This window comes from Francisella philomiragia subsp. philomiragia ATCC 25015 (assembly GCF_000156715.1).
GTDB lineage: Bacteria > Pseudomonadota > Gammaproteobacteria > Francisellales > Francisellaceae > Francisella > Francisella philomiragia.
Genome location: NZ_DS999311.1, coordinates 230,539 through 249,833 on the forward strand (window position 1 = coordinate 230,539; position 19,295 = coordinate 249,833).

Here is a 19,295-nt window from a genome sequence, read left to right on the forward strand (position 1 = left end):
AACTTAACAAATAGCATAAATAGATCACTATTGAATTTAGTAACTAAAGAATATTAAATATTACTTATAAGCTAACTATGGATATCAGTTACCATGGAATTATTTGAGTTTTTGATTGATCCTAACTACAAGTTATTATTAGTTATCCCTGTAGCAATACTCTATTATGCACTTAATTTTTTATTTGGCGAAACTGAGAAAGTAAATGTCTTTAGTCATCATAAGATAAAAGATATGGCTGAAATAATAGAGAAAATAAATTCTACTACAGACCCTATCGCTAGAGCAGCTTTGTATTTACAATTCAAGATAGATCATAAAAACTTTCTCAAACGAGAATTTGCGATAGTTCCACCGAGATTTAGAGATATTTATTTACTAAATAAACTTACTGAGTATCTTTCTTTTCAAGAGATAAAAAAGTTAAACAAACTAAAAGCCATTATTTTTGATAATAAAAACAATACTTTTTATATTACTTCAAGTTCAAAAATCCTAAGGAAAGTAATTACTAGTTTTATTACATTTATACTTTTAACACTGCTAGCATTTTTAGTGTTAATAGTCTTTGATAAAATCATCTATCTAAACTTTGAAATAAAAGGCAGTATAAAAATAATGAGATATTTCTATGAAACTATGATCTCAATATTTATGTTACTGATGTATATAAAAACTTTAAGATCAATTTCACTAATAATATTTCTAAAAAAAGATTTCCCAAAAATAACAGCGAAGTTACCAGAAAATTTTAATTGGAAATGTCCAATCAAAAATAATTCTTAATCAGCTGTAGTATTAATCTTTTTGTTAAGACTACCAACCACCAGAACCTCCTCTGTAGTTCCCATATTATTTTGTTGTGCAAACTGTTGCCAAGAAATATAGTTATCTCCGTACTTACCTACTAATAATGCTTGGTCGCCTACTTTAACCCTCTTATCTTTCGGTTCATCTGTAATATCCACAACAAGCATATTCATAGATGTTTTACCAATAACAGGATATTTGACACCATCGATAATAACTTGCATTTTACTTTTATAAGCTCTTTGAGGGAAACCATAGTTATAGCCAGTTCTTAATGTTGCCGTTGTTGATTTTCTATCCGAACGAGTATATTGCTCAGCATCATAGTTAATTGGTGAATGTGGTGGAATGTCTCTCTCAATAATCGCAACTTCTGATCTAAATGATTTCATCACTGGTCGAAGCTCATGTTTAGGATCTTGCAAATCATCAAGATCTTCACCATAAATAAGAGAACCAGCTCTAACCATATCTCTTCTTGCCCAAGGATATTTTGCAGCTGCACCTGAGTTAGCAACATGCTGTATAGTTCCTTCTGGTAAATCTAGTTGAGAGACTATCTCATCAAACTTTGCTAATTGCTGTTTTGTTGCAGGCTCTGCCACACTCTCACTCTCATAATCTTTAGCAAAATGTGTCATAACTCCCACTACTTTAATGTTTGGTAATTTCATAGCTTTTTTTATATCTTCAACCTTCCTAAAAGCCATTCTTCCCATCGCAGTCTCTATATTTATAGAAACTTTTATTATCACTTTCTTACCAAGAATTTCACTCATCTGCTGAGCTGTGTCAGAAATAATCTTTGCTTGCTCATAAGAGCCTATGATCTCTTCGATATCCCACCCATTATTAATGGCCTGAATTAGTTCAGATTTAGTAACAGGAGCAATTCTTAGAGCTGTAATATCTCTTCCACTTTGCTGAATTTTGGGAGAGATAATCGCAAACTCTTTATTGTCAACTGCAGCAATACAATCAACAGCAGACGAGCTGACTGTAGCATCAATCAAATTATCTAATCCATGTCCATAAGCATCCGACTTCATTACTGCACATAATTTAACATCATCTCCAATAATGCTCTTCACCACTTTTAGATTATGCTTATATGCTGAAACATCAATTTCAACAAAATTAGGGTTTACGCTAACAATCTTTTGCGAACTATCTCTCATCTGCTCTATATTCTCTGCATTTGCAAACGATAATCCCGCAAAAACACCAAGCATCGTTACTAAAATCTTTTTTCTCATTTATATATCCTTAAAAATTAATCCTTACAAAACAATATGATTACAAAAAAATATAAATATCTCTAGATTAAAAAACATTGTTGTATATTTTTGAATCAAATATACTGAGTTAATCTTTTGATAAAATTTTACTTTTTAATTATGAATATCGTCGAATATGCCAAAACTCGCTACACTACAAAAGCTTATGATCCAACAAAAAAGTTAACCTCTGAACAAATCCAACAAATAAAAGACTTGCTAAGATTCACACCATCAAGTGTAAACTCACAGCCATGGCATTTTATCCTAGCAACATCTGATGAGGCAAAAACCAAAATTTCAAAAGCTGCTGAAAATATACACCCAAAAAATGTAACAAATATTAAAGATTGTGCTTTGGCCATAGTATTTTGCCTAAAAACTGATATCGATGATAAATATCTACAGCTACTTCTTGATCAAGAGCGTAAAGATGGTAGATTCCCTACTTCAGATTTTGAAAATATGCAAAGAGATGTACGCAAAAAATTTGCTCTAGCATACAAAGACAAACCACAAGAATTACAAATTTGGACAGAAAAGCAGCTTTATATTGCCCTTGGTAATATTCTATTAGGATTATCAGCACTGAAGATAAATGCTACACCAATGGAAGGCATCGAAGCTCATATAATAGATGAAGAATTTAATCTAAGAGAAAAAGGTTATAAAACATCCGTGGTTGTAACTGTTGGTTATGCTTCAGAAGAAGATTTTAATGCTAAATTACCAAAATCTAGACTACCTGAAGATAAAATATTTACAGAAATTTAACTTATTACATCACCACTACAGTTTTGATAAAAAAATCATTATGGTTGAGAAAGCTTTTATGAAAAAAAATCTACTAAAAATCATATCTCTCGATGATATGCGTAAAATTTATCATCGCAGAGTTCCTAAAATGTTTGTTGATTACTGTGAATCAGGCTCATGGCAACAAAATACTCTAGAGCATAATCAAAAAGATTTTGATAAATACTTTTTTAGGCAAAAAGTGCTAACTGATATCCAACATCGATCGTTAAAAACCAAAATTCTTGGACAAGAATACAGTATGCCTTTAGCATTTGCTCCAGTTGGTCTACTTGGAATGCAGCATGCAGATGGCGAGATTCATGCTGCCAAAGCAGCCGAAGAATTTGGTATTCCTTTTACACTATCGACAATGTCTATCTGCTCTACAGAAGAAGTAGCTAAGCATACAACCAAACCATTTTGGTTTCAGTTGTATATGATGAAAGATAGAAAGTTTATGGCAAATCTTATAGCAAGCGCGAAGCATGCTGATTGTAGTGCCCTAGTACTAACTGCTGACCTACAAATGCTAGGTAACCGCCATGCCGATATAAAAAATGGCTTAACAGTACCTCCAAAACCTACTCTTAAAAATCTAATTAACCTAAGTACTAAAACATACTGGTGCTTGAATATGTTAAAAACCAAAAATAGAACCTTTGGTAATATTGCAAATCACGCTGAAAATAAAGGTGGCTTCGCATCTCTTGGTAAATGGACAAATGAACAATTTGATTTAAGCCTAAATTGGCATGATGTCGAGTGGGTACAAAAGCAATGGAATGGTCCAATGATTATCAAAGGGATTATGGATACACAAGATGCTATTATGGCGCAAAATACTGGTGCTGATGCAATAGTAGTCTCAAATCATGGCGGTCGCCAGTTAGATGGAGCGCCGTCTAGCATATCTATGCTTGAAGAGATAGTTGATGCAGTAGATCCAAAACTTGAAGTTCTAATTGATAGTGGTATTCGTAGCGGTCAAGATTTACTCAAAGCAAAAGCTCTCGGAGCTAAAGCTGGACTAATTGGTAGACCAATGGTTTACGGTCTTGGTGCTTATGGCGAACAAGGTGCTTACAGAGTACTTGAAATTTTCCATCAAGAAATGGATAAAACTATGGCATTTTGTGGTTTCACAGATATCAATAATGTAGATAAATCTATACTAGTAAAATAAGACTATCCCCTAACCTGCCCATTTCCTCTAATAATATATTTTAGAGTTGTAAGCTCATTGATACCCATTGGTCCTCTAGCATGAAGCTTCTGCGTACTAATACCAATCTCACCGCCAAAACCAAATTCAGAACCATCTGTAAATCTAGTTGAAGCATTAGCATATACAGCTGCGGCATCTACTTCATTTAAGAAAATCTCTGTATTTGTATAACTTTCAGTGACTATACACTCTGAATGCATACTACCATGGGTATTAATATGCTCTATAGCTTCATTAATATTTGTCACTGTTTTAATAGAAAGTACTAGATCTAAATATTCTGTATCCCAATCCTCAGGGGTCACTAGTATAGCATTTCCTAGATATTTTAGACTCTCATTATCGGCTCTTAGTTCAACGTTGTATTTAGCGAGCTCTATTTCTAACTTAGGTAAAAATTTCTCCGCTATATTTTGATGAACCAAAAGACTCTCTAAAGCATTACAAACTCCAGGACGCTGGGTTTTTGCATTTATAACTATCTTTATAGCTTTATCTAAATCTGCAAACTCATCAATATAAGTGTGACAAATACCAGCCCCTGTTTCTATCATTGGAATAGTAGCCTGCTGTTGGATAGCTTTTTTAAGACTTTTGCCACCTCTTGGAATTATCACATCAATATATTTATCTAATGTTACTAATTCTGTTACACGCTCTCTGGCGATATCCTCGACTAACTGTACTATATTTTTTGATAACCCATGCCTTTCACATACCTCTTGGAAAATATTTTTCAAAGCAATATTTGTATGTAAAGCATCGGAACCTCCTCTAAGGATAATAGCATTACCTGATTTTAATGCTAATGCTCCAGCATCTATAGTTACATTTGGGCGTGATTCAAAAATCATCGCAATTACACCTAATGGCACTCTAACTTGAGAGATTGTCATTCCTCTAGGGTGCTTAAAGCCTTTCTCAACCTTGCCTATAGGATCTGCAAAGTCAGCAATTTGTCTAACCCCTTGAGCCATAGATTCTATTCGTGCTGAGGTTAGTGTTAATCTATCAATGAATGCTTTTGATAAATTATTTTTTTTAGCATTATCTAGATCTTTTTGATTCTGTTGCAAAATATACTCAGCATTGTCTAACAATGATTTTTCTAACTGTTGTAACACATTATTCTTAAGCTCTGTATTTACTTTAGCTAACTCTTTGGCAGCTTGTTTAGCATTTTTACCCATTTCTACGATAGACAAGCTCATCTAACACTCCTTTAAAAACATATTATCAACATGGACAACTTCATTATAATCACAATGCCCTAAAATATTAGCAATATCATAACTTTTATGTCCTTTGATTTTTGCTAAATCCTGTGATGAATAATTAACCAATCCAGTAGCTATTTCTTGAGTATCTTCACTACAAACAACAACCGTAGCGCCCTTTTGAAAATCTCCATTAATTGAAATAATTCCACATGGTAAAAGGCTCTTGTTTTGTTTTAGCGCCGTAACAGCTCCTTTATCGATTATAATTTCTCCACGTTTGTGACTACTGTATGTTATCCAATGCTTTTTAGCTGTAATTTCTTTTTTGTTATTTTTTGCAAATAATGTCCCGATATCATCTCCCAATATTATCTCCAAAAGAATTTTAGGATCTTCTCCACTAGCAATAACCATATTAATACCACCAGCCACAGCAATCTCAGCCGCCTTAATCTTAGTAGCCATGCCTCCTGTCCCAAATTTAGAACCCACGTCACCAGCCATAGCTCGAATATCATCTGAAATTTCTGGGATAATATTTAAAAGTTTTGCTGAACTATCTATACGTGGATTTGCTGTATACAGACCATCAATATCCGAGAGAATAATCAACAAGTCAGCATCTATTAAATTTGCAACTAATGCCGATAATGTATCATTATCACCAACCTTAATCTCATCAACTACTACCGCATCATTTTCATTAACGATTGGGATAACTCCCTTTGCCAATAAAGCTGAAAAAGCATTTCGCGCATTTAGGTATCTTTCTCTATTAGCAACATCATCTTTTGTCAGAAGCAACTGAGCAATATTCTTACCATATTCAGAGAAAAGCTTTTGATATAAATGAGTCAAAGCCACTTGCCCTACTGCAGCTACAGCTTGCTTCTCGGGTAGAGTTTTTGGCTTTTGTTGCAGCCCCAACTTACCCATGCCTGCACCAACAGCTCCTGATGTTACAAGTATTACTTCATAGCCTTGATTATGAAGGTCCGATAACTGTCTAACTAGCTTTTCTATTCGATAAATATTTAGTAGACCTGTTTGATGAGTTAGAGTACTAGTCCCAACTTTTACAACTATCCTCTTAACCGCATTTAGTAGCTCTTTTCTTTGCATATTTTTTGATAATTCATTAGCAATTTGAAACAAGTTTATACTAGCTTATAAGTTTATTTAATCATTTAAATATGTATTTGAAAAAATTATGATTTAAAGTCTAAAAGAATACCTAGAATATCTATATTTGCCATTCACCACTTTTGTATTTCGCAATAACCTCTAATACAGCTGGTGCAACGAACTCAGTATCATCAAAGTCAAACCATTTGATTGCCGAAATTTCAGCACATGGTTTAATCTCTTGATTAATATCGGCTGTAAAACACTCTAAAGATACCGTCGTGGTTCTATCATGATTATCCGTAGTTATGTTCCCTAAGTAACGCATATCATCTATTGTAAGCTCCAGACTTAACTCTTCTTTTAGCTCTCTTACAATAGTTTGGATAGGTGTTTCATTTTGCTCAATTTTGCCACCTGCTTGATACCAAATAGTATTATCTCTAGTTCTAGTCAAAAGAATCTTATTATCTTTGATAGCGACAAAAGCTGCTGCATGGATCATTAATTTACTTCCCTACCCATTTAAATGATTTTTTAAGAAAGTCTACAGCATTTGTTTCAATATTTTTACCATGAGCAACAATTATTCTCTCAGGCTGCCAAGCCAAGATTCTCTCAAAACACTCTCTAGCCTGTTTTTTACCAAAAAAGAATGACATCCTCCAATCTATAGGAGTTTTGCCATTTGGGGCAACTATACCTGATAACTTAGCTATCAAGCCTTTAAATCCTGTAAAGTAGTTCTCATCAAAATTCTCTATAAGATCTGTAAGTATCAAAGTTTTAGATGGCTTGTGAAAGAACACAACCTCTTGCATTACTCTACTACCTTTAAATATTAGCTGATCAATTTCATTCTGCCATTGAGCTTTAGGAAAATCTTTTAGATCAGCAGTAAAATTAATATCTTTTCTTTTTTCTCTAAGGCCTGGTGAAGCATATACTTCGGCATTAGGATAAAGCTCTATCCAATCTTGTAAAAATAGATGATGAATTTTATTTGGAGAAATTAGATACTTAATATTACCAAGCTTTGATACTTCTTGAATTAGCTCGTTATTTGGCTTAATTGGTGAGTGAATAAATAAATCATTATTCTCAAGCCTTATAATCGTCATTCTTGTCGTATACGGAAGACCAAAAAAAGGAACTGCTCCGCCATCTACAACCCAGATATTTTCAGCAAGTTGATTCAACATGATTTTATGCTAAACAGTTAAATATGAAATGAGTCAAAAAATATTGAATAAAATATAAAACAGCGACGGTAATTATCATCGGTATTATCAAAAACTTTTTATTTTCATCAAATACAGCAAAAATAATAGCAAAAATAATACTAAGCACTCCCGAAATCTTAATAGCCCCATATATTGACATCCAAACAAAACCATAAGACTTTAGAACACTATAAACATGTTCTGATGCTGCAAAGCTTACTGCTAAATAACCAACAAAAAGACCAGCAACAAACCAAAATATTGCTGTAAACAAGTTTTTCAAAATATAGTCAAGCAATACAAAAGATTTTTTCATATCTACAAATTCCCAATTTAAAATATCATGCAAATAAAATTGTTTTAAGATTAAACTAGAAATTTGATGGTTTCAAGACAGTTATTTAATAAGCTCTTATTCATTAGCACAAAACTAAAGTAATAATTATATAAAATCATCAAAATAAGCGTATAAATATATACTCTGCATACCAAATAGTTTTAAATGTTTATTTATATGTTTTTATAAATTTGAGGAGTTGCCAATGTCATTTTATTCGATCCAAAATGAACTAGTAGAGAGCTATAAATCTGAAGTTGAGCTTAAGTATAAGATGCTAAATGGCCTTTTTTTGAGTACTCCTCTTGATAAAGAACACAATGCAAATGCAATGTTAGCTACATTTGCTAATATCTGTAAAGATCTCATTGAAAATGCTAAAGACCCAATAGAGACTATTGAAAATCTATATCCTGAAATGTCAGAAGAGCAAAAGCTTCAAATCTTTGTCAAATTCATACGCTATATTGAACGACAAACAGTCTTGATAGATGCTCTTGAAGAAGCTGCTTATGCCAAAACACATGATTTAAATGGTGAGTATAGTATCACAAGGCTAGCTAGAAGAGTCGAACGACACGATAAACAAAACGCTCTAAGTAGAGCCTTACAAGAGTACAAAACAAGACTTGTACTCACAGCTCATCCTACACAGTTTTATGCAAAATTAGTGCTACCGATTATCCATGATCTAAAAAAAGCCATTATCGCTAATGACATAAATAAAATTCAGGATATTTTCCTGCAAATGGGAAAAACTAAATTCAGTAATAAAACTAAGCCAACACCTGAGGATGAGGCTGTTTCGATAATATGGTATCTAAATAATATTTTTTATAATGTGATTCCAGAAATCCAACATAAACTAACCAATGATAGTACTAATATTGAAATTGGATTTTGGCCAGGTGGAGATCGTGATGGCAACCCTTTTGTGACAGCAAATGTTACCAAAAAAGTTTCTAAACACTTAAGAACAAATATATTAAATAGCTACAATAAAGATCTAAAAAGATTAATCAAAAAACTTACTTTTGAAAATGTCCATGAAGAGCTTACAAAAATACGCAAAAGACTAAAAACTAACAAATATCCTAACGCACAAACATTCTTGGATAATTTAGTCAAAGTAAAAAATGTCGTAGATAGCGAATATGACTCTTTGTTTGTCGATAAACTAGATAATCTCATCCTAAAGGTCAAAATTTTCGGCTTTCATTTTGCTAAATTGGATATTCGTCAAAATGCCAAAATACATAATCAGTTTTTTAATGAACTTTTTAGTGATAACTATAACCTTGACTATCAAGCACTCAACGAGTCTGAGAAAATTAAACACCTTATCGAACTTGCTAAACAAAAATCTTTTAAAGAACTAGAAGTCAACAGCGATCTAGCTAGAGAACTTCTAGAAACTATTGAAGTTATACAATATATTCAGCAACACAGTGGTTACGATGCTATTCAAAGATATATCATAAGTAATGCTGACTCTACTGTAAGTATCTTAGAGGTTTTGACAATATTTAAACTCTTCAACAAAGATATCGATACTAATAATAAAATAAAAATTGAAGTAGTGCCTTTATTTGAGACTATGGAGGACCTCAAAAATTCGACAAAAATCCTTGATGAACTACTCAAAATACAGCTCTACACAGACAATCTCAAAGCATGGCAAAATACTCAAACCATTATGCTTGGATTCTCTGATGGTACCAAAGATGGTGGTTATTTCATGGCTAACTGGTCTATCCTTGAGGCAAAAAGAGCTCTAAGCAAATATCTTAGCTCAAAAGGTATCAAACCAATATTTTTTGATGGCCGTGGCGGCCCTCCTTCACGTGGAGGTGGAGATATGTTCCTATTCTACAAAGGACTATCTAATGTTGTCTCAAACCACGATGTACAGATAACTATCCAAGGACAAAGTATCTCTTCAAAATTTGGTAATACCAATAGTGCTCAATATAATCTTGAGCAAATTTTAACATCTGGCTTATATGGCAAACTAAACTTACACAATGCACATAGACTTAATCCTACAGAGACTTCTCTTATAAATGAGCTAGGAAAACTATCTTTCGATACCTATATAAATCTAAAAAATCATCCGCAATTTATTGACTATATTACCGAAATCACTCCTTTGAAATATATTAGTGAAATGAATGTCGGATCTCGCCCCGCTAAAAGAAACTCTAGCGATAAATTTAAACTAGATGACCTTCGAGCTATACCTTATGGTGCTGCTTGGACTCAAATGAGACAGAATATCTTGGCATTTTATGGCTTAGGAACAGCTATAAGTACCGTAGTGACAAAAGATAACAACAATCTAACCGCACTACAAAAAATATATAAACGCTCACTTATAATCAAAGGAATATTTGATAATGCTCTACAAAGTATTGCTCAAACAAATTTCAATATTACAAAGCATATAAGTAAAGATCCTAAATACAGTGCCTTTTGGCAACAATTATTCGATGAGCATCAATTAGCTAAAAAATATCTGTTAGCTGTAACTGAAAAAGATGAGAGCTTCTTGCATGCAAATCCTGTCAAAGAAAGATCTATCAAAATGAGAGATGATATAACTCTACCTTTGGTTATATTGCAACAATATGCGTTAGACTGCCTAAGAAAAAACCCTAATCATAAACATAAGAAGCTTTTGAAAACTATAATCAAAAAATCTCTAGCAGCTAATATAAATGCTAATCAGAATTCTATATAAATTAATTTTATTCAGAAAATGGTAGAAATAAGGTGATTTATGAGTAGCTATGCTAATGCTTGCTTCTTCTCTAAAGTCTTATCATATAACTCTTGATACTTAGCAAGCTTTTCTTGCTCTGCAGCAACAACTGCCTCAGGTGCATTTGAGACAAATCTTTCATTAGAAAGTTTCTTCTGTACCCTATCAACTTCGCCTTTTAGTTTGTCTAGCTCTTTATCCAATCTTGCCTTTTCAGCATCAATATCAACCAAACCTGCTAATGGAATATTTAACTCAAGCCCTTCAACAATCTGTGATAAAGATGTTGGCGGATTATCATTAAACTCAATATTACTTATTCTAGCTAACGCTTTGATAAAGCCTTCTGTTTGAGCTAAGTATTCTCTGTCCTTAGCAGCAACATCTTTGACTATTAGAGAAATCTCTAAAGATGGCTTAATACCCACCTCACTACGCATATTACGCAGAGTTGTAACAACATTTTGTAACCATACGATAGCTTTTTCAGCTTCTGGAGCTTCTAAATCTTGGGTATCCACAGGATAAGATACATCCATAATTGTATCTTTAGCATCATTTAAATGTGCTTTTAACTGCTGATAAATGCTCTCTGTAATAAATGGTATAAGCGGATGCGCTAAAGCTAAGATATTTTCTAAAACTTTAGTAAGAGTATATTTAACACCATTTTTTTGTTGCTCTGAAAGTGATTCGTCTTTTAAGGTAACTTTTGCAAACTCAACATACCAGTCACAATAGTTATTCCATACAAGATCATAAATAGTGTTTGCTACTAAATCAAAACGATAATTTGCAATATGTCTATGTACATCAGCGGTAGCAGTATTTAGCACACTCCAAATCCACTTATCAGCCACACCTAACTCATAGTTATCACAAACTTTATAATCATCAAGGTTCATCATCACAAATCTTGAAGCATTCCATAGCTTATTACAGAAGTTACGATACCCCTCAACTCTCGCAGTATCAAAACTAATATCACGAGATGTAGATGCCAATGCAGCATAAGTAAATCTCACTGCATCAGCGCCATACGCGCTGATACCTTCAGGGAATTCTTTTTTAGTAGCTTTCTCAATTTTAGCTTTCATTTGTGGTTGCATTAGACCAGTAGTTCTCTTTTTCAGAAGCTCATCTAATGAAATACCATCTATCAAATCTACAGGATCTAAAACGTTACCCTTAGATTTTGACATTTTCTGACCTTCGCTATCGCGGATAAGACCAGTGATATAAATATCTCTAAATGGCACATCATTCATAAAATACATGCCAAACATCATCATTCTAGCAACCCAGAAGAAGATAATATCAAAACCAGTTACAAGTACGCTTGTTGGATAGTATTTTGCTAACTCAGGAGTTTTCTCAGGCCAACCTAATGTACTAAATGGCCATAATGCAGAAGAGAACCAAGTATCAAATACATCTTCATCCTGCTTGATAGTGACATCTTCAGCCAAATTATATTTAGCTCTAACATCAGCCTCATCTTCGCCGACATAAGCATTACCTGCTTCATCATACCAAGCTGGAATTCTATGACCCCACCATAATTGGCGTGATACACACCAGTCTTGAATATCTCTCATCCACGCAAAATAGGTATTTTTCCAGTTATCTGGAACAAATCTTACATCGCCCTTTTCAACTGCTTCTATAGCTGGTTTTGCTAGCACATCAGCTTTTACAAACCATTGTTTAGTTAGATATGGCTCAAGAATTTCTCCTGTTCTATCTCCAGTTGGCACTTTTAGCGCATGTGGTTCTATCTTATCTAAAAGACCCAAAACCTCCATATCAGCGACTATTTGCTTACGAGCTTCAAATCTATCTAAACCTTGATATTTTGATGGCACATTTGTATTTAATGTCGCATCATCAGTTAAAATATTTAGCATTGGCAAATCATGTCTTTTACCCATTTCATAGTCATTAAAATCATGAGCTGGAGTGATCTTGACACAACCTGTTCCAAAGTCTTTTTCGACATAATCATCAGCGATAATTGGAATTTGTCTATCTGTAAGTGGTAGAGTTATCATCTTACCAACTAAGTGAGTATATCTTTCATCTTCTGGATGGACTGCAACAGCCATATCACCAAGCATTGTCTCAGGACGAGTCGTTGCAATTATAATCTTCTCATCACTATCAGCTACCGGATATACGAAATGCCAAAGAGAACCCTGCTTATCTACTTGAGCCACCTCAAGATCTGAAACTGCTGTTTTTAACTTAGGGTCCCAGTTTACTAACCTCTCACCACGATATGCTAAGCCATCTTCATATAACTTAATAAAGCACTTCTTAACCGCATCAGATAAACCATCATCCATTGTAAATCTCTCACGATCCCAATCTGGAGAAGCTCCTATTCTACGCATCTGTGATGTAATAGTGCCACCTGATAGCTCTTTCCATTCCCAAATTTTGCTTACAAAATTCTCACGCCCTAAATCATGTCTTGAGATACCTTGAGCGTTAAGCTGTCTTTCAACTACCATTTGCGTAGCGATACCCGCATGATCGGTACCAGGTTGCCAAAGTGTATCTTTGCCAGACATACGATTATAACGGATCAAAATATCCATTAACGACATCTGGAAACCATGTCCCATATGCAAAGTACCTGTTACATTTGGTGGTGGTAGCATGATTGTATAAGTATCTTTTGAGTCAGTATTACCGCATGCAAACTTACCTGAAGCTTCCCAATTTTGATAATTAGACTGCTCTATTTCTTTTGGGTTATAGTTTTTATTCATTTCTTGAGTCATTTATAATGCCTAAATATATAAGTTTATAGAAAAAATTAATGCTGATAATTTTAACAAAGTTCTTTAGAAAGTACTATTAGTCACTAGTTAAATAATACTAAGGTTTATCATCAATAAGCTAACCACGTCCAATAGCAACACTAACTATCTTTGGTAGTAGTTATTTCTAAATTTGAGTTCTTATAGTAAACATACTTCTTACGCGAAGCCTGCAAAGCTCTATCTTCCTGATAAACAAACTCTTTTAACTCTTTGATTTTAACTCGTTGAGGATCAACTGCTACTTCCATGATATTAATCAAAACATCATAACCTGAAGTGATAAATAAATTATCTGTGATAAGAATCGGAATATTTTTATATTGGTTATATTCTCTAGCAGCTATAGCACAATGATGCGGTATAAAAGAATCCTGACCATCTTGCCACAAATCATCATCAAGTTGTTTTGCAATACCTGTAGGAGCAAGAATCGCTATTGTTTTGCATTCATCATATTCTTTGATAACTGTAGCAATCAACACTTCTAGCATTTGGTTAATATCTGGCGTTTGTAAAACTCTAAACTCTACTTTCATCACAAATATTACCACTCCAAAAATTACAAATTAGCTATCTACCAAAATACACAACCATAATAATACAAATAGAATCTATAGACAAATGGCTAGATACTATTTATCTACTGAGTCTGATTTTATAAAGACCCCTGAAGTATAGCTATTAGTCCTAAAATCATCATAACTAGTATACGAAGAAAGCTCCACTTTATCAGCTGATTCTAGTCTTAATACATAATATCCTTTCGACCAATCAATATCATAATTAGCAATAGCAGATACCGCTTTTTTAGATGCTACACTATCTCCATATAGCACTAGTTTATACGGCCCAATATCACAAAATGTTGGTGAACAATTTCCCTTTAGACTAATCAAAGGGTTACCTTTAGCATCGGCAGTTATTTCAAACTTAACTATAGATCGAGTATTTTTATCCACATTAGTCCAAGTCCCGAGAAAATTAGAATAATCTAACTTTTTATCTTTTGCATAAAGACTAAAAGGCAGTAGTACTAGAGTTAAACAAACTATTAACTTAAATCTATGAAACATATCTTCTTATACCCTCTATTTGAGTTATGCTTAATTACTGTACCTAAATACTGATTTTAACTTATTGATAAAGTCACCACCTAAGACAAAAAAACTAGCCACAAAAATAATATCCCCACTAAACAAGACAAACATCATATTTAGCTGTCCAACTTGGCTAATCTTGTCAAAAATAAGTATCATCTCAAGCAATAATGTTGGGTATACCAAACTAGCAAAGAACATCACTAAACCAATGCTATGCCTTGTACGACTAATCGGCTTCTGTGTTGTAAAAGCTGATTTAAATATTGTCTTAATCGCTGACTTTATCGTATCAATTATTACTTTACCCAGTAGCATAACTGATATTAGAAAAATTCCCTCCGCACTAACAAGCAAAATTGATGAAATCGCCAAATAGCTAGATGTAGATAACCCCAAAAAAGGCATTATGCAAAAAACCACAATATAAGGCACAAATGATAAGATAAATAACAACAATCCTAAATAATATTTCCAATCTTTTGTCATGTTAACTACCCTGCTTAATCAATGACTCTTGTATAGCAATCTTTAATGCTTTAGTAGCATCATTAGTGCTCATACTAGGTATATCAGCTTTATTTACAACTTGCTGTGGTGCATATGGCACATGTATAAATCCAACTATCTTATTAGGATATGTCTCTAGTAAATGATACATTACATGATTACAAACATATGTTCCTGCACTATTAGATATATATGCTGGAATACCCTGCGCTTGTATTGCATCTTGGATTTGATAAATTGGTAACTTAGAGAAATAAGCATTATCACCATTTGTTGATATTTTGACATCCCTAGGCTGATAGCCATCATTATCCGCAATCCTAGCATCATCGACATTTATTGCTACTCTTTCGATAGAGATTGCTGCTCTACCTCCAGCTTCGCCAATTGCAATAATCACATCAGGATTATATTCTTTGATTAATTTATCTAACTCATTAGCAGAGCCTTTGAATGTAACTGGAATTTGTCTTTTAATAACCTTAGCTCCATCAATAGAGTCTGGAAGCTGTTTAACTGCTTGCCAAGATGGATTTATCTTTTCTCCACCAAAAGGAGTAAAACCAGTTATAAGAACAGTTTGTGAATTCGCTGAAACAGCAAAAGTCAAAAATATAAATATATTTAATAAAAATTTTTTCATGATCCCTACCTATTCATACAAACCTTTAATTAGTGTATCAGATTTAGATTTAGTATTTTTTGTTGTACTTTTAATTAAACTTAACAGTTCTTGGTAATTACTAAAACTTTTTCCGGCATATATGCTCGCATTTAAAGATTTTAATTGCTCTTTTAATTGCGGGAATATCTCAGCAACCTCTAATAATGAAAAGAGTCGCTTATCACTCTTAGTATTTGCCCAACCAATAATTGCTTTTTGAAGCTGTATATTATCTTTATTTGCACATGCTTTTTTAATATCTTTTATGCTTGCAGGATTTTTATCATCTGTAACAAACTTTTCTTCAGTTATATTTTTAGCTTTTCGAGTTAGTTTACACTTTATGAGTAGCATAAATGTAATCAGCCATAATACAAAAATCCCTATAGCCACATTTCGCCAAAAAGTATCTTCAATAACCTTTTTAATAACTTGTGGTGCAGTTTGACTACCTACATTAAAACTTGTACTAGGTATAGTGCCTTTTTTGACATCAAACGTTTTTGCGGCTATTGTCGCAAGCTGTGATTTACTATTATCAATATCGAACCATTTTAATATAACAGCAGGGACTGTCGTTTTACCTTGCTTAATAGGCATATAACCAATCTTGTAAGTCGCTGTACTTATTAGCTGGCCGCCTTGCTCGATATCCTCAAGTACTGGCTTTTCAGGATAAACATTAAAAGCATCCGAAGATTTAAATTCTAATTTTGGAATATCTTCACTTAGGACACCTTTTGCCTTAATAGTTACGGTCCTAGTTAGTAGTTCACCCTCTTTTATGGTATCTCCTGCTGACCAGTTATCACTAATCTTAACATCTGATGCAGGGAACCAGTCTTTAATAGCAATTTTTTGAGGAATTGGTTTAACTCTTAAGAATTTAGCATCCGTAGAGAAGCTTTTGACCCTAGTTCCTAACTGACCAAATGTATTAGGAATAGTCGCTTGCATTGCGATAGGTGGAATAGCAATAGTCCCTGTTCTATGTGGAATTATCAGAAAACTTTCTTCCACAACATCATACATTTTACCATTAATGCGCTTTTGATAAGTTCTTCTATGATTTGTTTGTTTAATTTCAGAGTTTCTTATATCAAAATTTCTAGGATTTAGACTCAAAATAGGTGTCGAATAATACAGCTTCAAAGTATATAACACAGGCACATTAACATAAGTTTCGTTTGTAGCTAATGTTCCTATAGCAAATATATCCTGATAATTACTTGCTTCTTCATTTGAGAGTTTTTTATCTACTTTTATAGAGATTGGCTTTGTTGACTGGTTACCAACATCAATTGCAGGTATTGTCAAATTACCCGATCTATTTGGCATAAGCGTGACAATCATCTCAAATTGTGAGCTTGATTTACCATTTATAACAGTAGTCTTACTACTGGTACTAGTGTTATAAACTGTAAAATCTTTATCTAAAACATCTAAGTCAGGCTGGGTGTCAAAATCATCTAGATGGAGTATTAGCTCAAAAGTTTCTCCATACTCAAGATGAGTATTATCGACACTAGCTGTGACATTAGCATAACTAATATTCAATCCAGCGATTAACAGCAAAAGTATACTTACTAATTTTAATAATTTAGTTCTCACGCTTATCTCCTATCATCCTCTGGTAGTCACGTGCAAATTTATTTCTAAGAAGTCCCCCTGGATTATCATTTATCGCAGCTAGAAGCTTATTCGCCTCTTTGTCATTTAGTTCTTGTTGGCGCTGATCTGCTGCATCTGATTGCTCAGGATTATCTTTATTATCTTTATTATCTTTATTATCTTTATTATCTTTATTATCTTTATTATCTTTATTATCTTTATTATCTTTATTATCTTTATTATCTTTATTGTCTTTATTGTCTTTATTGTCTTTATTGTCTTTATTGTCTTTATTGTCTTTATTGTCTTTGTTGTCTTTGTTGTCTTTGTTGTCTTTGTTGTCTTTGTTGTCTTTGTTGTCTTTGTTGTCTTTGTTGTCTTTGTTGTCTTTGTTGTCTTTGTTGTCTTTGTTGTCTTGAGAATTCTGCTGATTATCTTTTTGTTTATCTAGCTCTTTTGCTACTTCTAAGTTATTTTTTGCATCTGCAAAATCTGGTCTTTTTTGTATAGCTTTTGTATATGCTTCTATAGCTTTTTTGTATTCGCCCATATGCGTTAAAGCATTACCCTGATTATACAACCCTTTAGCTGAATCATCTTTTTTAAACTCTTGATATGCATTTTGATAGTCTCCAGCCTTATAGTATGAAGAACCTTTCCAATTACTATTTTGAAAAGCTTCAACCGCCTTTTTTGCATTACCACTATCATAATATCCCATGCCTTGTTGATCTCTTGTTTGCCATAAATCATTCCACTTATTCGCAAAACAAAAACATGGCAATAGTAACAAGATAAATATTAATTTTCTTAGCGACATATTCTCTCCAAAATACCTCTTCTAAAAAACAGTAAACTCATAGCCGCCAGTAACCAAATAAAATAAATCCCCTCATCTTGCCAAAAGATATTTACCGACTTTTTATCTGATTTCTTTTTACCATTGCCTTGTGTATCTGATAATAACTTTTTAACATCTGTATTATTAGCAGTTAAAGTCACTAATTTTCCAGATCCAGCTTTTGCTAATGCTTCAAGTTGATTCAGATCTATACCAAAATACTGGATATTACCTCCATCATCTTTTATATAATTACCCTTGTCATCTTTAGCAATACCTCCTTTTGGGGTTCCTATTGCATATACATCAGTATCTATACCTTGCTCTGCTAACTGTTTTGCTTTAGCGATAGCATCCGCTGATGGTGTTGAATCTGTTATCAAAATTATCTGACCTTTTTTTGCACCTGCCTGAGTAATTAACTGAGCAGATTTTTCTATAGCTTTATAGATATTATTGCCCTGCACAGGCACAATATCTGAATTAATAACAGGGACAAGGTTCTCAACAGTATTCGCATCAGATGTTAATGGCGAAACAACAAATGGCTCACTTGAGAATACTATCATCCCAACCTGACCTTCTTTTATTCTACGCAAAATATCCAAAGTCTTATACTTGGCTCTCTCAAGCCTAGTTGGAGAAACATCTGTAGTGTCCATAGACTGTGAAACATCTAAAGCTATAACCCTCGAAACATTTTCTTGATATACAGGCACATCTTTATACTTCCATGTAGGACCTGCTAATGCTACCACAGATACAATCCACAAGCACAAAAATAAAAAAGGCACCAATGACTTTTTAGTTTTTGACTGCTTACCTACAACTACATGTTCTAACAAATGACTATCACAATACTTAGCCCAACTATTTGCTTGTGAAGAACTTTTAAAAAGTAAAATAACAAAAACTACAATAGGTATTAATGCTAACAGCCACCACGGACGCAGAAAATGAAAATCCAT

Annotated in this window: 18 protein-coding genes; 4 read left to right on the forward strand and 14 right to left on the reverse strand. The window is 33.3% G+C overall.

The genetic code is table 11. The features are described 5' to 3' along the window. Positions 1-93: 93 nt before the first annotated feature. Entirely contained in the window at positions 94-786 is a 693-nt protein-coding gene (locus tag FTPG_RS01485) for a hypothetical protein (RefSeq protein ID WP_004286635.1), read from the forward strand. Here the strand turns inward: FTPG_RS01485 and alr are convergent. Beyond that, entirely contained in the window at positions 783-2,066 is a 1,284-nt protein-coding gene (gene alr, locus FTPG_RS01490) for an alanine racemase (RefSeq protein ID WP_004286636.1), read from the reverse strand. The genes FTPG_RS01485 and alr overlap by 4 nt on opposite strands. A 141-nt stretch (positions 2,067-2,207) precedes the next feature. On the opposite strand from alr, the gene nfsB reads away from it, so the two are divergent. Together nfsB and FTPG_RS01500 are read left to right on the forward strand one after the other, a co-directional pair. Continuing rightward, a complete protein-coding gene (gene nfsB, locus FTPG_RS01495; RefSeq protein ID WP_035722104.1) occupies positions 2,208-2,861 on the forward strand; it encodes an oxygen-insensitive NAD(P)H nitroreductase in 654 nt (217 codons plus the stop codon). Positions 2,862-2,919: 58 nt separating this feature from the next. Then, positions 2,920-4,068 carry an alpha-hydroxy acid oxidase gene (locus tag FTPG_RS01500; RefSeq protein WP_035722203.1) on the forward strand — a complete coding sequence of 383 codons (1,149 nt, stop codon included), beginning with the start codon at positions 2,920-2,922 and terminating at the stop codon, positions 4,066-4,068. 2 nt (positions 4,069-4,070) lie between these two features. Here the strand turns inward: FTPG_RS01500 and FTPG_RS01505 are convergent, their stop codons facing one another. The 5 genes from FTPG_RS01505 to FTPG_RS01525 form a co-directional block, all read right to left on the reverse strand. Next, a complete protein-coding gene (locus tag FTPG_RS01505; RefSeq protein ID WP_004286639.1) occupies positions 4,071-5,321 on the reverse strand; it encodes a glutamate-5-semialdehyde dehydrogenase in 1,251 nt (416 codons plus the stop codon). Next, complete coding sequence (gene proB, locus FTPG_RS01510) at positions 5,322-6,452, reverse strand: glutamate 5-kinase (protein WP_004286640.1); 1,131 nt, start codon at positions 6,450-6,452, stop codon at positions 5,322-5,324. Positions 6,453-6,573: 121 nt separating this feature from the next. Next, positions 6,574-6,960, reverse strand: coding sequence for an NUDIX hydrolase (locus FTPG_RS01515; protein ID WP_004286641.1), 387 nt, complete (start codon positions 6,958-6,960; stop codon positions 6,574-6,576). 4 nt (positions 6,961-6,964) lie between these two features. Then, complete coding sequence (locus FTPG_RS01520) at positions 6,965-7,657, reverse strand: DUF4336 domain-containing protein (protein ID WP_004286642.1); 693 nt, start codon at positions 7,655-7,657, stop codon at positions 6,965-6,967. Between the two features lie 4 nt (positions 7,658-7,661). Further along, positions 7,662-7,994 carry a hypothetical protein gene (locus FTPG_RS01525; protein ID WP_004286643.1) on the reverse strand — a complete coding sequence of 111 codons (333 nt, stop codon included), beginning with the start codon at positions 7,992-7,994 and terminating at the stop codon, positions 7,662-7,664. 226 nt (positions 7,995-8,220) lie between these two features. Here FTPG_RS01525 and FTPG_RS01530 point away from each other — a divergent pair, with 226 nt between their 5' ends. Then, positions 8,221-10,755, forward strand: a complete 2,535-nt coding sequence (locus FTPG_RS01530; protein ID WP_035722107.1) for a phosphoenolpyruvate carboxylase — start codon at positions 8,221-8,223, stop codon at positions 10,753-10,755. Positions 10,756-10,802: 47 nt separating this feature from the next. Here FTPG_RS01530 and FTPG_RS01535 read toward each other — a convergent pair whose 3' ends face one another. From FTPG_RS01535 to FTPG_RS01570, 8 genes are all read right to left on the reverse strand, one after another. Next, on the reverse strand, positions 10,803-13,562 hold the full coding sequence (locus FTPG_RS01535) for a valine--tRNA ligase (protein ID WP_004286645.1): 2,760 nt from the start codon (positions 13,560-13,562) through the stop codon (positions 10,803-10,805). Between the two features lie 140 nt (positions 13,563-13,702). Then, on the reverse strand, positions 13,703-14,140 hold the full coding sequence (locus FTPG_RS01540) for a DNA polymerase III subunit chi (RefSeq protein WP_004286646.1): 438 nt from the start codon (positions 14,138-14,140) through the stop codon (positions 13,703-13,705). A 96-nt stretch (positions 14,141-14,236) separates the two neighbouring features. Next, positions 14,237-14,677 carry a hypothetical protein gene (locus tag FTPG_RS01545; RefSeq protein ID WP_004286647.1) on the reverse strand — a complete coding sequence of 147 codons (441 nt, stop codon included), beginning with the start codon at positions 14,675-14,677 and terminating at the stop codon, positions 14,237-14,239. A gap of 30 nt (positions 14,678-14,707) precedes the next feature. Further along, entirely contained in the window at positions 14,708-15,190 is a 483-nt protein-coding gene (locus FTPG_RS01550; protein ID WP_004286648.1) for a transporter suffix domain-containing protein, read from the reverse strand. A gap of 1 nt (position 15,191) precedes the next feature. Further along, positions 15,192-15,854, reverse strand: a complete 663-nt coding sequence (gene pcp, locus FTPG_RS01555) for a pyroglutamyl-peptidase I (RefSeq protein ID WP_004286649.1) — start codon at positions 15,852-15,854, stop codon at positions 15,192-15,194. 9 nt (positions 15,855-15,863) lie between these two features. Then, positions 15,864-17,486, reverse strand: a complete 1,623-nt coding sequence (locus tag FTPG_RS01560; protein ID WP_004286650.1) for a BatD family protein — start codon at positions 17,484-17,486, stop codon at positions 15,864-15,866. Further along, complete coding sequence (locus FTPG_RS01565) at positions 17,476-18,306, reverse strand: tetratricopeptide repeat protein (protein ID WP_004286651.1); 831 nt, start codon at positions 18,304-18,306, stop codon at positions 17,476-17,478. Before FTPG_RS01565 ends, FTPG_RS01560 begins: the two co-directional genes overlap by 11 nt. Beyond that, positions 18,297-19,295, reverse strand: coding sequence for a vWA domain-containing protein (locus FTPG_RS01570; protein WP_004286653.1), 999 nt, complete (start codon positions 19,293-19,295; stop codon positions 18,297-18,299). Before FTPG_RS01570 ends, FTPG_RS01565 begins: the two co-directional genes overlap by 10 nt.

What these genes read in the sequence shown, in the direction of transcription:
- FTPG_RS01485 (WP_004286635.1), top strand. Translation starts at nt 94, where the DNA reads ATGGAATTATTTGAGTTTTTGATTGATCCTAACTACAAGTTATTATTA.
- alr (WP_004286636.1), bottom strand. Translation starts at nt 2,066, where the DNA reads ATGAGAAAAAAGATTTTAGTAACGATGCTTGGTGTTTTTGCGGGATTA.
- nfsB (WP_035722104.1), top strand. Translation starts at nt 2,208, where the DNA reads ATGAATATCGTCGAATATGCCAAAACTCGCTACACTACAAAAGCTTAT.
- FTPG_RS01500 (WP_035722203.1), top strand. Translation starts at nt 2,920, where the DNA reads ATGAAAAAAAATCTACTAAAAATCATATCTCTCGATGATATGCGTAAA.
- FTPG_RS01505 (WP_004286639.1), bottom strand. Translation starts at nt 5,321, where the DNA reads ATGAGCTTGTCTATCGTAGAAATGGGTAAAAATGCTAAACAAGCTGCC.
- proB (WP_004286640.1), bottom strand. Translation starts at nt 6,452, where the DNA reads ATGCAAAGAAAAGAGCTACTAAATGCGGTTAAGAGGATAGTTGTAAAA.
- FTPG_RS01515 (WP_004286641.1), bottom strand. Translation starts at nt 6,960, where the DNA reads ATGATCCATGCAGCAGCTTTTGTCGCTATCAAAGATAATAAGATTCTT.
- FTPG_RS01520 (WP_004286642.1), bottom strand. Translation starts at nt 7,657, where the DNA reads ATGTTGAATCAACTTGCTGAAAATATCTGGGTTGTAGATGGCGGAGCA.
- FTPG_RS01525 (WP_004286643.1), bottom strand. Translation starts at nt 7,994, where the DNA reads ATGAAAAAATCTTTTGTATTGCTTGACTATATTTTGAAAAACTTGTTT.
- FTPG_RS01530 (WP_035722107.1), top strand. Translation starts at nt 8,221, where the DNA reads ATGTCATTTTATTCGATCCAAAATGAACTAGTAGAGAGCTATAAATCT.
- FTPG_RS01535 (WP_004286645.1), bottom strand. Translation starts at nt 13,562, where the DNA reads ATGACTCAAGAAATGAATAAAAACTATAACCCAAAAGAAATAGAGCAG.
- FTPG_RS01540 (WP_004286646.1), bottom strand. Translation starts at nt 14,140, where the DNA reads ATGAAAGTAGAGTTTAGAGTTTTACAAACGCCAGATATTAACCAAATG.
- FTPG_RS01545 (WP_004286647.1), bottom strand. Translation starts at nt 14,677, where the DNA reads ATGTTTCATAGATTTAAGTTAATAGTTTGTTTAACTCTAGTACTACTG.
- FTPG_RS01550 (WP_004286648.1), bottom strand. Translation starts at nt 15,190, where the DNA reads ATGACAAAAGATTGGAAATATTATTTAGGATTGTTGTTATTTATCTTA.
- pcp (WP_004286649.1), bottom strand. Translation starts at nt 15,854, where the DNA reads ATGAAAAAATTTTTATTAAATATATTTATATTTTTGACTTTTGCTGTT.
- FTPG_RS01565 (WP_004286651.1), bottom strand. Translation starts at nt 18,306, where the DNA reads ATGTCGCTAAGAAAATTAATATTTATCTTGTTACTATTGCCATGTTTT.
- FTPG_RS01570 (WP_004286653.1), bottom strand. Translation starts at nt 19,295, where the DNA reads ATGGATTTTCATTTTCTGCGTCCGTGGTGGCTGTTAGCATTAATACCT.